Genomic DNA, 12794 nt, shown 5'->3' on the forward strand with positions numbered 1-12794 from the left:
TTCGAGCATATTAATTGGCGTATAGTGAAGATTAAGGTCTACCGCGAATAACAAAGGGCATATGGAAACGCGGAAAGTCCAGCGGCTGGGTCCGTCGACGCTCGCCATGACGTTACCGTCGGAGTGGGCCAGCGAGCACAACGTCGAAAAAGGAGACGAAGTGTCGCTTCGGATGGGTGGGAAAGGGACGCTGACCGTCCTCCCCGAGTCCGTCCAGACGGAGGAGTCAGAGGCGATAATTCACGCCGAGAACCTCTCTGCCGACGCCGTCGAGCGGGCCATCGTCGCCCAGTACGTCCTCGGCCGGCGCATCATCCACGTCGAGGCACCAGAAGGAGAGACGCTCGAATCCGCTCACATCAACGCCGTCTACAACGCCGAGACCCAACTCATGGGACTGGGCGTCATTGAGGAGACGCCAAACCGCATCACCATCCGCTGTTCGGTCGACCCCGAGGACTTCACGCTCGACAACCTTCTCGAACGACTGGAGTCGACCGGCTCGACGATGCGAAACGAGGCTGTCAAGGCGCTGGCCCACGGTAACCCCGACCTCGCACAGCGAGCGCTGAACCGGGAGCGACAGGCGAACAAGATTTTCGTCCTCCTGTTGCGCCTCATCTTCACCGCCTACCAGAACCCCAACCTGGCGCGAGCGGTGGGGCTGGAGGACGGCTTCCCGCTCATCGGCTATCGCTCTATCGCGAAGAACCTCGAACTCACCGCGGACAACGCCGAGGACATCGCCGAGATTGCCTTAGAGACGACCGACCACTCGCTGGACGTCGAGAGTTCGACGATGCGTCGCATCCGCGATTTCACCGACGAGGTCAACGAGATAACCGGGCTCGCGGTGCAGGCCGCCGTCGAACGCGATTACGACACTGCGATTCAGGTGCGGGAGACCTACTCGAAAATCGGCGATAAGGAACACGACATCCTCGGTGACCTCCCGGAGATGGACAACGAGAGTTTACTGCAGGTCCGTGAGGTTCTCGTCAGCCTCCAGCAGACCGCCGAGTATGCGGTCAGGAACGCCGAAATCGCCACGAACCTCGCGCTCGACGAGGAATCCGAACACACGACCATCCGGTAAGCTATCGACAGCTATTCGACTCGCGTTCTCGCGGCAACGCTCCAATCTTCTCGCACACTTAACCGTCTGGACGGCGAATTCGGCGTGTCATGGAGGTCACTAATCCGGCGACCGGCGAGCAGGTCGACTCGTACGAGGCGGACGACGAGGACGACGTGGAAGCCGCTCTGGACCGCGCGACGGAGACGTTCGACTCGTGGCGGGACCGCCCGCTCCAAGAGCGAACGAATCTGCTTTCGAGCGCGGGCGAAGTCCTCCGCGAGAACAAGCAGCGCTACGCCGAGACGATGACCGAGGAGATGGGGAAACCCATCACCCAGGCGAAATCCGAAGTCGAGAAGTGTGCGTGGGTCTGTGACCACTACGCCGAACACGCCAGCGAGTACCTGGACGAGAAGGGGCACCCGAGTCCAGCGGGGTCGACGGTCAAGACGGTGTACGAACCGCTGGGGCCGGTGCTGGCGGTCATGCCGTGGAACTTCCCCTTCTGGCAGGTGTTTCGCTTTGCCGCGCCCTACGTCACCGCCGGCAACGTCGGCCTGCTGAAACACGCTTCGAACGTTCCCGGGTGCTCCGAAGCCATCGAAGAGGTGTTCCGCGAGGCCGGCTATCCCGAGGGCGCGTTCCAGTCGCTGCTGGTCTCCTCGGACCAGGTCGAGGGCGTCCTCGAAGACGACCGCGTGAAGGCGGCAACCCTGACCGGGAGCGGTCCCGCCGGGCGGTCCGTCGCCGCGACGGCCGGCGAGAACCTCAAGAAGACGGTGCTGGAACTGGGCGGGAGCGACCCGTACGTCGTCCTCGACGACGCCGACGTGGAAGCGGCCGCCGAGACGGGGGCGTGGGCGCGCGTCCAGAACGGCGGCCAGTCCTGTATCGCGGCGAAGCGGTTCATCGTCCACACGGACGTCTACGACGAGTTCCTCGACCGGTTCGTCGAACAGATGAAATCGTACACGATCGGCGACCCGACCAACGAGGACACCGAAATCGGCCCGCAGGCCCGCGAGAGCCTGCTCGAAGACCTCCACGAACAGGTCGAAGACAGCGTCGACGCCGGCGCGGAGCTGCTGACCGGCGGCGAACCGCTGGACAGAGAGGGTGCGTACTACCCCCCGACCGTGCTGTCCGACGTTCCCGAGGGCTGTCCCGTCGACAGCGAAGAGGTGTTCGGCCCGGCCGCGCCAGTGTACGAAGTCGAAGACGAGGAAGCGGCCATACAGAAGGCCAACGACACGGAGTTCGGACTGGGTTCGAGCATTTGGACCGAGGACAGAGACCGCGGTGAACGCCTCGCCGGGCGAATCGACGCCGGCTGCGTCTACGTCAACCAACTCGTGAAATCGGACCCCCGCGTCCCCTTCGGCGGCATCAAGGAGTCCGGCTACGGCCGGGAACTTTCGGGTGCCGGAATGCGCGAGTTCGTCAACCGCAAGACCGTGTGGGTGGAGTGATGCAGGCCTCTGACCTGCTGGTCGCGTGTCTCGAAAGCGAGGGCGTCGAGCACGTCTTCGGCCTGCCGGGTGAGGAGATGGAGGAACTCCTGTTCTCGATTCGGGACTCCGAGGTGACGTTCGTCCCGGTGCGCCACGAACAGGGCGCGGCGTTCATGGCTGACGTCCACGGTCGACTGACCGGCGACGCCGGGGTCTGCCTCTCGACGCTCGGCCCCGGCGCGACGAACCTCCTCACGGGCGTCGCCGACGCACATCTCGATAAGAGCCCCCTCGTCGCAATCACCGCACAGGGGAGTCTCGAACGCCTCCACAAGGAGAGCCACCAGGCCCTCGACGTCATCGACTTGTTCGCCCCCATCACGAAGTGGAACGCCCAACTCAACGACCCCGACATCATCCACGAGTCGGTCCGCAAGGCGTTCAAGATGGCCGAACACGAGAAACCCGGCGCGACACACCTCGAACTCCCCGAGGACGTAGCCGCCGAGGACGCCGAGGTCGAGCCGATGCCGACCCGCGACCGGGTCCGGGTCGGCGCGCCGGACAGGGAGACGCTCGACCGGGTGAAGTCACTCCTCGAGGAGGCTGACCGGCCGCTGATTATCGCCGGCAACGGCGCGGTACGTACGCGGGCCGCCTCGCAGTTGCGCGCCCTCGTCGACGCGACGGACGTACCGACCGTCTCGACGTACATGGGGAAGGGCGCAGTCTCGGACGAAGACGAACACTCGCTGATGACGCTGGACTCGGGGGCACACGGCGAGGCCGCGGGCGCTATCGCGGAGGCGGACCTCGTCCTCACTGTCGGCTACGACATCGCCGAGCACGACCCGGCGAACTGGGACCACGGCAACCCCATCGTCCACATCGATAGCCAACCGGCCGAGGTGTACGAAGCCTACAACCCGACGGTAGAGGTGGTCGCGGACATCGGCGAGACGCTCCGGGAACTCACCGAGTGGTGCGAGGCGAACGCTCCGGTGTTCGACACGCAGTGGTATACGGAGCTCCGCGACCACATCGTCGATGACATCGACCGCGAACCGGACGCAGACGCGCCGTTTACCGTCGAAAGCGTCGTCCCGGTGTTGCGCGATGCGATGGCCGACGACGACGTGCTCATCTCCGACGTCGGGAACCACAAGATGGCCATCGCCCAGAACTTCCCGACCTACGAGCCGAACACATGCATCATCTCGAACGGGCTGGCGTCGATGGGAATCGGCGTCCCTGGGGGACTGGCCGCAGACCTCGCGGTCGATTCGAACGTCGTCGTCGGGACGGGCGACGGCGGCTTCCTGATGAACGCCGCCGAAATCGAGACCGCGACCAGACTTGGCTGTTCGTACACCATCGTCGTCTTCTGCGACGACGACTACGGGCTCATCTCCCGAAAACAGTCGTCTCACACCGGCGAGTCATTCGGAACGAAGCTCACCACGCCCGACCTCGTCACGTTCGCCGAGAGCTTCGGCATCGACGGGTACCGGGCCGATTCGGCAGAGGAACTCGAAACCGCACTCGACGAGGCCGTCGACGGCGATATGGCGCTCATCGAAGTGCCGGTCGAAGGAACAGACTGAGCGAAAGCGCGGAGCGTCGGCGACTCGGCGCGGGGGCCGTCAGCCAGCGAGACCGAGCAAGCCGCCGTCGTCCGTCTCGGTCGTCACGCCGGTCGAGGGCGGTATCGGCGTCTTCGACGGGTTAGCTGGTGACGCTGACTCCGTCGGCGTCTCAGCGGCTGTTTGCGTCTCCCCACTAGGTGTTTGTGTCGCCGTTTCGCCGTCATCGCCGAACAGACCGCCGTCGGAGTCCGTCGCCGTCTCCGTCGCGGTCGGCGTTCCGTCTCCGGTGCCATCGTCAGTACCGCCGTCAGCGTCCCCACCGGCTTCTGCGCTCGCGTTCGCACCCGTCGGATACTGTCCTTTGTTTCCGAAGATGTCCGTCTCGATGGTCTTCGAGTAGTCGATAGAGCGCAGGTCGATGCGGAACTGCTCGCCGCTGGCCTCGACGACGAGATAGAAGTCGATATAGAGGTCCGTCACCTGATTGCGTTCGAGGTGGGTGACCCACCACTCGTCTAAGTTCTCGTTCTGGATGGCGGTGGTCGTCCCGAGCGTCTTCGTCTGGCCCGGCCCGATAGTGTAGCCACGGTCAGTCTCACCCTCGCCGACGGTGACGTCGTTCATCGTGATTTCGTAGCCGATTTTCGTGACAGTGTACGGGTAGGGCTTGGGATTGAACACCGTGAAGTCGAGTTTCATCGGCGTCTCTTCCTCGGTGAGGTTCCCCTGGTCCCACTGCCCTCGCGTCTCGTTGACGTAGAGGAGCGGATTCGAGAGCAGCGCCTGCTCGGACTCTATCGGGCGCGTCTCCGTCGAGTTGAACTGCCCGATGATGTCGGTCTCTATCGCTTGTCCCTGCTGGACCGAGATCGAGCGGCCGCCGATCAGCGAGGAGGTGACGTCGGCGTCGATGGTCACCTGCGTCCGCTCGCCGTTCTCGATGTGGGTGTGCCACCACGGCGGAATCTGTCCATTTTGCATCCGCGTCGAGAAGTCGAGACTCGTATTCCCCTGTTCCAGTGCGAGGCCGCTCTTGTTACCCGAGGCCATCCGCACGTCGTTCATGGCCACGGTGTAGTCGACAGCCGTGCTCCCGAGCAGACTCCCGATGAAGTCCGGGTTCGGGTTGTGCAACAGTAACGTCGTCTGTACCCCCGTTGTCTCGTTCGAGACGCCGCCGAAGTGGTTGTCGACGGATTCGACCGTCGGCGTCCCGACGACGCCGAGTGCGAACGCGCCCCCCACGCTCAGGCCGAGCACCACGGCAACCGCGGCGACAATCTTCAGTAGTCCGAATCCTGCCATCACACAGGTCTCTCTCGTCGGTCATTATATGTGCTATGTCTGACTCACCCCGAATGAACTAAGTGTGCTACAGCGATACGCTCTGGCATGGCTACGCAGACGAAGTCGGACATGGGCGTCGGTCTCGGACTAGTGCTCGGACTCGTCGCCGTCGGCGCGGCGGTGATGACGGCGCTCTACAGCTACAACTACGCGATTGCCCACGCACAGGGCGGAGAGACGGCGGGACTGCTCGCAAACAGCGGCGTCGCCTTCGGCGTCGCCATGCTCGCGGCGGGGCTGGCACTGGTCGCTATCCACGCCTACGACGGCTGATACGGATTGTTGTAGCTGTTTGCCGGTGATCGTCTATCGGAGCCGGCGATACCGGTAAGAGACTACAACAATCCGATGAGTCCTGTATCCGAAAGGAACGATTAAGAACGCTCGGCCCGTAACGCGGGTATGGCCGATTTCAGCGAGGAAGACCGACGCATTCTGGACTACCTCCGGGACAGCGTCTCGCGTGGAGACAGCTACTTCCGCGCGAAGAATATCGCCTCACAACTCGGTCTCTCGGCCAAACAAGTGGGCGCTCGCTTGCCCCGGCTGGCCGAGGAGGCTGACGAGGTCGACATCGAGAAGTGGGGGCGGTCGAAGTCGACGACGTGGCGCGTCACGCCGAGTTAAAGACGCCACTGTAAACCTACGCTCACCCGACTGCACTGCCGTCGTTCGGTCGGTATGAAAACCGTTTCAATTGGTACTACAGTCGGTGGATTCATTCGTCCGGACCCCCTGAGAGTCTTCTATGACTGTCCGGGTAGAGCGGTCGATGACAGTGTCGGCATCGCCCGAACGCGTCTGGGACTTTATCGCTGACCCGGAGCAGCGAGCGCGTCCGATCAGTGTCGTCGAGGATTGGGAAGTGGTCAGCGAGACGGAATCGACGTGGTTTCTCTCGCTCCCGATTCCGTTCGTCGACCGGACCATCCGGGTCGAGACAGAAGACGTCGAGCGGCGCGAACCGGAGTTCGTCCGGTTCGTCGGCCGGTCGAAGGTGATGACGGTGCAGGGCGAACACGAACTCGAACCAACTGACGACGGCGGTACTCGCCTGACCAACCGGTTCATCGTCGACGGGAAGCTCCCCGGTGTCGAACGGTTCTTCAAGCGCAACCTAGACGGGGAGATGCAGAACCTCGAACAAGCACTGCGGGACGAACTGGAAGTCGAGGCATGAAGCTCGCGCTCGCCCAACTCGAAATTGAACCGGCGAACGTATCCGAGAACGTCGAGCGCGCCGTCGAAGCCATCGAACGCGCCGGACAGCAAGACGCCGACCTCGTCGTCCTGCCCGAATTGTTCAACGTCGGCTACTTCGCGTTCGATAGCTACGCCCGGAACGCCGAAGCGCTCGACGGCGAGACGCTTTCGGTAGTTCGGGAGGCCGCCGTCGAACACGGCATCGCCGTCCTCGCTGGGAGTATCGTCGAAGACTTAGAGACTAGCGCGGCCGACGGCCTCGCCGTCCCGGCCGAGGAGGGCTTGTCGAATACCGCCGTCTTCTTCGACCGTGGCGGGGAGCGACGGGCGGTGTATCGGAAACACCACCTCTTTGGCTACGGGTCGGCCGAACAGGACCTGCTGGAACCGGGCGAGCACCTGCCGACCGTCGAGTTCGAAGGGTTTACCGTCGGCGTGACGACCTGCTACGACCTGCGGTTCCCGGAGCTGTATCGGCGTCTGGTCGACGACGGCGTGACGCTGGCGCTGGTCCCGAGCGCGTGGCCCTATCCCCGCGTCGAGCACTGGGAGCTATTCCCCCGGACTCGCGCCGTCGAGAACCTGTTGTACGTCGCGGCGGCCAACGGCGTCGGTACGTTCGACGAGGACGAACTGCTCGGACGCTCGACGGTGTATGACCCGTGGGGGACGGCGCTCGCCAGTTCGGGCGACGACGCGGCACTCGTGACCGCCGAAGTGGACCCCGGCCGCGTCGAGCGGGTTCGCGAGGAGTTCCCGGCGCTCGCCGACCGCCGGACAGCGTTGCGATAGGTCCAGCCGCTCTTTCACAAAAAACGCGTTTTGAGCCACCGGCGACACTATAATCGACGGACGAGCACTGTTAGCCGTCATGTCGAGAAAGATAGTGGTCCTCGCGGTCGCGGCGACGCTCTTACTCGCCGGATGTGCCGGGCTGGGTGGCAATTCGGCAGGTGGTGGCGGTGCCCAGATGGCTGGCGACGGCGGTGGTGACGGGAGTAGTGCCGGTGGTGACGGTGGGTCGGGCGGCGGGCAGGAAAACGCCGACGCCAGCACGAACGGAAACGTTCAGGCGAACGCCGCTGTCCAACAGCGAGCGATAATCAGAACCGGGCGGATGGTCGTCGAGGTGGACAACTTCTCGCAGCGGCGCGAAACTATCGCGTCGCAGGCCCGCGAGTATGGCGGCTACGTCAGCGATTCGAACCAGCGCCTCCACCGTAACGGGGACGCGAAATGGGTCTCCGGCTACGTCGTCCTCAGGGTGCCGAGCGAACGCTACCAGGCGATGCAGGAGGCCGTCGGCTCCGAGGGCACCGTCGTGACCGAAGAGACGACGACGAAGGACGTAACCGACCAACTGGTCGACCTCGAAGCGCGGCTGGAGAACTTAAAACAGCGCCGAGCACGCCTCCGGACGTTCTACGAGCAGGCCAACGACACGGAGGAACTACTCCGTATCGAGGAGGAACTCTCCAATGTGCAGGGCGAGATAGAGCGACTGGAAGCGCAGAAACGCTCGCTCGAACAGCGAGTGGCGTACTCGACGCTTCGAGTCGAACTCAACGAACCGGAGCCGGGCGTTACGCAGATACGGACCCAGTACCACGAGCAGTCGCTCGTGGCCGTGTTCCTGGGCTCGGTACAGGATGTCTACGTCTTCGGCCGAGCGACGCTGGTGACGCTCGCGGCGGTCGCGCCGTGGCTCGGAGTCCTGGTGGTGCCGGCGCTCGGACTTCGCCGTCTGCTCCGTAGTCGGGGCGTTCCGCTGGTCGGCAGACTCCGTGGCAGTGATGCGTCACAGTCGGACGCAGCCATCGAGGACGAAACCGAGAGTGAGATGCCAGTCGAGACGGGAGAAGCGACCAGTGACGAAACAGACGTGACAGACGAGAACGAGGACCACTAGTCGACCGACACCGGGTGTTTTTTACCGTTGGGTCCGTTACGATATCTCGCTGGCAAGGCGCTTTTCACGTCGATGCCAGCGCTACAGCCCGTCTCGCTGCTCGGCCACACGGCGTCGCTCGTCCGCCAAAGGCTGTCCGGACAGCCTTTCTGGTCACACCGACGACGGCACATCCGCCAACCTCTCTCGTCACCTTTCGTCCGTCTTTATCTCCGCCGAGAGCCCCTGTGCCATCTCTATTTCCTTCGAGTTGTTGAGCGTCCACGCCGTCCGTTCAGTGACGGCCTCGACGACCTCGCGGGCGTGGGGTGGGCCGCTCCCCGATTTCTTGACGCCGCCGAACGGTAACTGGACCTCCGCGCCGATACACGGGAGGTTGCCGTAGGCGAGGCCGATTTCGGCGTGGTCGCGGTAGTAGTTTATCTGGCGGTAGTCCTCGGAGATGACCGCGCCGGCCAGTCCGTACGCCGTGTCGTTTTGAATCTCGACACCGCGCTCGATGCTGCCGTCGTACTCCACGAGGGCGACGTGCGGCCCGAACACCTCCTCGTGGAAGGGGTCGAGGTCGGTGTCGGCGTCCACTTCGTAGACGAACGGGCCGACCCAGAATCCATCCTCGTGGCCGTCCGGAATCTCGTCGGCGGCGAGTTCCGCCCGGTCGACGAGCACCGTCGCGTCGTCGGCATCCCGAACCATGTCGTTGTACTGCTGGAACTTCGCGATCTGGTCCTCGTCGGCCAGCGGTCCCATGAAGGTGTCTTCCGAAAGCGGGTCGTCGACGGTTACGTCCTCGGCGAGGTCCACGAACTGTGACTTGAACTCGTCGTAGACGTCGTTGTGGACGACGAGACGCTCCGAAGAGACACAGCGCTGGCCCGTCGTCTTGAACGAGGACATGATAGTCGAGTGGAGCGCGATGTCCATGTCCGCGGCGTCGGTGACGACGATGCTGTTCTTCCCGCCCATCTCACAGCAGGCGTTGCGCCCTGCGCGACCGCCGATTTTCTCGTCGACCGTGTGGCCGACCTCGGCGCTGCCGGTAAAGAGAACTGTATCGACCCGGTCGTCCTCGACGATGGCGTTGCCGGCCTCGCCGTAACCCTGCACGAGGTTGAACACGCCGTCGGGAATCCCCGCGTCCTCGAATATCTCGGCGACGATCTGGCCGCACCACGGCGTTTGTTCGGCGGGCTTCCAAACCACGGTGTTGCCCTCGACTAGCGTGACAGCCATGTGCCAGTAGGGGATGGCCACCGGGAAGTTCCACGGCGTGATACAGCCGACGACACCCTTCGGACTGCGGCGCATGTAGGCGTCCTTGCTCGGAATCTCCGAGGGGACCACATCCCCGTGGGGGTGGCGGGCGTTGCCGGCGGCGAGTTCCACCATGTGGGCCGCCTCCACCACGTCGGCGCGGCCCTCCGAAATCTCCTTGCCGCACTCCTTCGTGACTACTTCGCCGAGTTCGTCTGTTCGCTCCCGGAGTTCGTGGTAGACGTCCCAGAGGTACTCCGCCCGATCGATGTACGAGAGGGCTTGCCACTCTTCAGCGGCGGACTCGGCCGCCGAGACGGCGTCGCTGACGTCTGCTTCCGTCCCGCGGTGGACCGTCCGCAACGTCTCCCGTGTCGCAGGGTTCACCGTCTCGAACGTCTCCGTGCCGTGTCCGCTTCGCCACTCGCCGTCGACGTAGTGTCGAAGCGGTTCGGTCTGGTCGTCGCGCATACCCGTCGGTACGCCGGCGACTGTGAAAAGTGGTGCGTCAACACACCGCGAACTGGCCGACTGCGCGGGCGTGGCAGTCACCGGGGTGTCGGTCGTACCCGCCGGTCAGCGCTCGCGCTCCCGCTCCAGCGCGCGTTCGAAGTGCTCGGTTCCGATGGTCACCTCGTCGGCACGTTCGCTGGCCTCGGCCGGTCCCATCTCGTCGGCAGCCTCGCGGATGGCCAGCATCGACGCCTCGCGGACGACGGCTTCGAGTTCCGCGCCGGAGAACCCCTCTGTCTCGGCGGCGAGGTCGGAGAGCGAGACGTCCTCGGCGATGGGTTTGCCCTCCGTGTGAACGGCGAGAATCGCTTCGCGGGCGTCGTGGTCCGGGTTCGGCACCTCGACGTGCTGTTCGAGCCGCCCCGGCCGGAGGAGCGCGTCGTCTATCATGTCCCGCCGGTTCGTCGCCGCGAGCACCACGAGGTTCGGGTTCTCGGTGATGCCGTCCAGTTCCGCGAGGAGTTGCGAGACAACGCGCTCGGTCACTTCGTTGCCCTGTCCGCGGTGGCTGGCGATCGCGTCGATCTCGTCTAAGAAGATGATGCTCGGGGCGGTCTGTCGGGCGCGTTCGAACAGTTCCCGTACTGCTTCCTCGCTCTCGCCGACGTAGCGGTCCATTATCTCCGGCCCAGCGACGTGGATGAAGTTCACGTCGCTTTCCCCGGCGACGGCGCGGGCGAGCAGCGTCTTCCCGGTCCCTGGCGGCCCGTACATGAGGATGCCGCTGGGCGGGTCCGTCTTCGTCGCCGAGAAGAGGCCGCCGTACTCCAGGGGCCACTCGATGGCTTCGGTGAGCGTCTGCTTCACTTCGGGGAGGCCACCCACGTCGTCGAAAGACACTGCCGGCGACTCGGCGACGTACTCTCGCATCGCGCTGGGTTCGACGGTGGCCAGCGCCTCGTCGAAGTCGTCTCCCGTGACCTCGCTATCCTCCCGATCCGCTCGAAGTGCCGCCATCGCCGCCTCGGTGGTCAGCGACGCGAGGTCGGCCCCGACGAAGCCGTGGGTCTGGGCGGCGATGCGGTCTAAGTCCACGTCCTCGTGAATCGGCATGTCCCGCGTGTGGACGTCCAGAATCTCGCGGCGACCGCCCTCGTCGGGGACGCCGATTTCGATTTCGCGATCGAAGCGCCCGCCCCGTCGGAGCGCCGGGTCGACGGCATCCACGCGGTTGGTCGCACCGATAACGACGACGCGACCCCGGTCTTCGAGACCGTCCATCAGCGTCAACAACTGCGCGACCACGCGGTTCTCCATGTCGGCGTCCTCGTCCCGAGAGCCCGCGATGGAGTCGATTTCGTCGACGAAGAGGATGGACGGGGAGTTCTCCGCGGCCTTCTCGAAGGCTTCCCGTAGTCGCTCCTCGCTCTCGCCCTTGTACTTCGAGACGATTTCGGGACCGGAGATGGTGTCGAAGTAGGCGTCAACCTCGTTGGCGACGGCGGCGGCGATGAGCGTCTTCCCGGTCCCCGGCGGCCCGTGCATGAGGACGCCGCTGGGCGGGTCAATGCCCAGTTTCCGGAACTCCTCCGGTTCGGAGAGTGGCATCTCTATCATCTCGCGGATGCGGTCGAGTTCCTCGTCCAGTCCGCCGATGTCCTCGTAGCTGACGCCAGTATTGGTGTCAGATCCCTGGGCGTTCGTTTGCTCGTTCGGTCCTGCCGCTCCGGGTCTCGACTCTCCGCTCCCGCCCTCATCTATCGGCGGCAAGAGCGTCACGTTCGTCCCGTCGGTGACCCTGACCGGGCCGTCCGGGTCAGTCGTCCGCACGAGGAACGTGCCGAGGCCGTCGATGTGGGTCCGCTCGTCGGCCTGCACCATCTGGTCGACGAGCCGCGTCCGGACCATGTGCTCGTACTCTTCGGCGCCCGGCAACGGAGCCATCGGCTGGATGGTGATCGCCGTCGCCTCCGTGACCGACCCTGCTCTAACGACCACCGTATCGCCGATGTTGACGCCGGCGTTGGCCCGCGTATCGGAGTCGATGCGGACCGTTGCGCCCTCCTCGTCGCCGGGCCAGACCTTCACGACGGTCATCCGGTCACCCTCGACGATGACCGGCGACCCGCTCAGGACGCCGAGTTCGCTCCGCACGGATTCGGGGAGGCGTGCGATGCCGCGCCCGGCGTCGCGCTTGTGCGCCCCCTCGACCGTGAGCTCGACGCCGTTCTCGCTAGACCCGCTCATGCTATCAGCTAGCCATCCGGTCCTCTTGAGGGTTCCCGTGTCGTCTCGCGGGAAAACAATTTACGCGCGGCCGCCGGAGAGGCTCACATGGTGGTCTCTACCGAACGCGACGAGATGACCTGGTACAAGTGCGAGACGTGCGGGTTGATGTTCGACGACAAGGACGACGCACGCCAGCACGAATCGAACTGCGACGACGAGGACCCCTCGTACATCCAGTAGCTCTCGCGCGTTCTGTGGCCGCCCTGTGGAAGCCCAGCGAGAGC

Annotated in this window: 12 protein-coding genes; 9 read left to right on the forward strand and 3 right to left on the reverse strand. The window is 64.5% G+C overall.

Features of this window, described 5'->3' with window-relative positions; genetic code table 11:
• Positions 1–61: 61 nt before the first annotated feature.
• The 3 genes from E4S61_RS05815 (at position 62) to E4S61_RS05825 (ending at position 4133) form a co-directional block, all read left to right on the forward strand.
• Positions 62–1096, forward strand: a complete 1035-nt coding sequence (locus tag E4S61_RS05815) for a phosphate signaling complex PhoU family protein (protein WP_135302941.1) — start codon at positions 62–64, stop codon at positions 1094–1096.
• Between the two features lie 89 nt (positions 1097–1185).
• A complete protein-coding gene (locus E4S61_RS05820) occupies positions 1186–2547 on the forward strand; it encodes an NAD-dependent succinate-semialdehyde dehydrogenase (protein WP_135302942.1) in 1362 nt (453 codons plus the stop codon).
• Positions 2547–4133: an acetolactate synthase large subunit gene (locus E4S61_RS05825; protein ID WP_135302943.1), complete on the forward strand. Its 1587-nt coding sequence runs from the start codon at positions 2547–2549 to the stop codon at positions 4131–4133. Before E4S61_RS05820 ends, E4S61_RS05825 begins: the two co-directional genes overlap by 1 nt.
• A 39-nt stretch (positions 4134–4172) precedes the next feature.
• On the opposite strand, the gene E4S61_RS05830 is transcribed toward E4S61_RS05825, so the two are convergent.
• Entirely contained in the window at positions 4173–5420 is a 1248-nt protein-coding gene (locus E4S61_RS05830) for an LEA type 2 family protein (protein WP_135302944.1), read from the reverse strand.
• A gap of 87 nt (positions 5421–5507) precedes the next feature.
• On the opposite strand from E4S61_RS05830, the gene E4S61_RS05835 reads away from it, so the two are divergent.
• The 5 genes from E4S61_RS05835 (at position 5508) to E4S61_RS05855 (ending at position 8574) form a co-directional block, all read left to right on the forward strand.
• A complete protein-coding gene (locus tag E4S61_RS05835; RefSeq protein WP_245180604.1) occupies positions 5508–5735 on the forward strand; it encodes a hypothetical protein in 228 nt (75 codons plus the stop codon).
• A gap of 129 nt (positions 5736–5864) precedes the next feature.
• A complete protein-coding gene (locus E4S61_RS05840; RefSeq protein WP_135302945.1) occupies positions 5865–6089 on the forward strand; it encodes a DUF7123 family protein in 225 nt (74 codons plus the stop codon).
• A gap of 121 nt (positions 6090–6210) precedes the next feature.
• The gene (locus E4S61_RS05845; RefSeq protein ID WP_135302946.1) at positions 6211–6642 is read left to right on the forward strand and encodes an SRPBCC family protein; all 432 of its coding nucleotides are present in this window, start codon (positions 6211–6213) and stop codon (positions 6640–6642) included.
• Positions 6639–7457, forward strand: a complete 819-nt coding sequence (locus E4S61_RS05850) for a carbon-nitrogen family hydrolase (protein ID WP_135302947.1) — start codon at positions 6639–6641, stop codon at positions 7455–7457. The genes E4S61_RS05845 and E4S61_RS05850 overlap by 4 nt, the downstream gene beginning before the upstream one ends.
• 79 nt (positions 7458–7536) lie before the next feature.
• A complete protein-coding gene (locus E4S61_RS05855) occupies positions 7537–8574 on the forward strand; it encodes a DUF4349 domain-containing protein (RefSeq protein ID WP_135302948.1) in 1038 nt (345 codons plus the stop codon).
• Between the two features lie 189 nt (positions 8575–8763).
• Here the strand turns inward: E4S61_RS05855 and E4S61_RS05860 are convergent, their stop codons facing one another.
• Complete coding sequence (locus E4S61_RS05860) at positions 8764–10299, reverse strand: aldehyde dehydrogenase family protein (protein WP_135302949.1); 1536 nt, start codon at positions 10297–10299, stop codon at positions 8764–8766.
• A 105-nt stretch (positions 10300–10404) separates the two neighbouring features.
• A complete protein-coding gene (locus tag E4S61_RS05865; protein ID WP_135302950.1) occupies positions 10405–12528 on the reverse strand; it encodes an AAA family ATPase in 2124 nt (707 codons plus the stop codon).
• 87 nt (positions 12529–12615) lie between these two features.
• Between E4S61_RS05865 and E4S61_RS26485 the strand changes: the two genes are divergently transcribed.
• On the forward strand, positions 12616–12750 hold the full coding sequence (locus tag E4S61_RS26485; RefSeq protein WP_280663725.1) for a DUF7128 family protein: 135 nt from the start codon (positions 12616–12618) through the stop codon (positions 12748–12750).
• The last annotated feature ends 44 nt before the right edge of the window (positions 12751–12794 follow it).

Origin of the sequence: Haloarcula amylovorans, assembly GCF_004681185.1 — an archaeon.
GTDB classification, from domain to species: Archaea; Halobacteriota; Halobacteria; order Halobacteriales; family Haloarculaceae; genus Haloarcula; species Haloarcula amylovorans.

Excerpts from the sequence above, each read along its gene's own strand:
- E4S61_RS05825 (WP_135302943.1), top strand. The coding sequence starts at position 2,547 with ATGCAGGCCTCTGACCTGCTGGTCGCGTGTCTCGAAAGCGAGGGCGTC.
- E4S61_RS26485 (WP_280663725.1), top strand. The coding sequence starts at position 12,616 with ATGGTGGTCTCTACCGAACGCGACGAGATGACCTGGTACAAGTGCGAG.
- E4S61_RS05815 (WP_135302941.1), top strand. The coding sequence starts at position 62 with ATGGAAACGCGGAAAGTCCAGCGGCTGGGTCCGTCGACGCTCGCCATG.
- E4S61_RS05855 (WP_135302948.1), top strand. The coding sequence starts at position 7,537 with ATGTCGAGAAAGATAGTGGTCCTCGCGGTCGCGGCGACGCTCTTACTC.
- E4S61_RS05820 (WP_135302942.1), top strand. The coding sequence starts at position 1,186 with ATGGAGGTCACTAATCCGGCGACCGGCGAGCAGGTCGACTCGTACGAG.
- E4S61_RS05865 (WP_135302950.1), bottom strand. The coding sequence starts at position 12,528 with ATGAGCGGGTCTAGCGAGAACGGCGTCGAGCTCACGGTCGAGGGGGCG.
- E4S61_RS05830 (WP_135302944.1), bottom strand. The coding sequence starts at position 5,420 with ATGGCAGGATTCGGACTACTGAAGATTGTCGCCGCGGTTGCCGTGGTG.
- E4S61_RS05840 (WP_135302945.1), top strand. The coding sequence starts at position 5,865 with ATGGCCGATTTCAGCGAGGAAGACCGACGCATTCTGGACTACCTCCGG.
- E4S61_RS05845 (WP_135302946.1), top strand. The coding sequence starts at position 6,211 with ATGACTGTCCGGGTAGAGCGGTCGATGACAGTGTCGGCATCGCCCGAA.
- E4S61_RS05850 (WP_135302947.1), top strand. The coding sequence starts at position 6,639 with ATGAAGCTCGCGCTCGCCCAACTCGAAATTGAACCGGCGAACGTATCC.
- E4S61_RS05835 (WP_245180604.1), top strand. The coding sequence starts at position 5,508 with ATGGCTACGCAGACGAAGTCGGACATGGGCGTCGGTCTCGGACTAGTG.
- E4S61_RS05860 (WP_135302949.1), bottom strand. The coding sequence starts at position 10,299 with ATGCGCGACGACCAGACCGAACCGCTTCGACACTACGTCGACGGCGAG.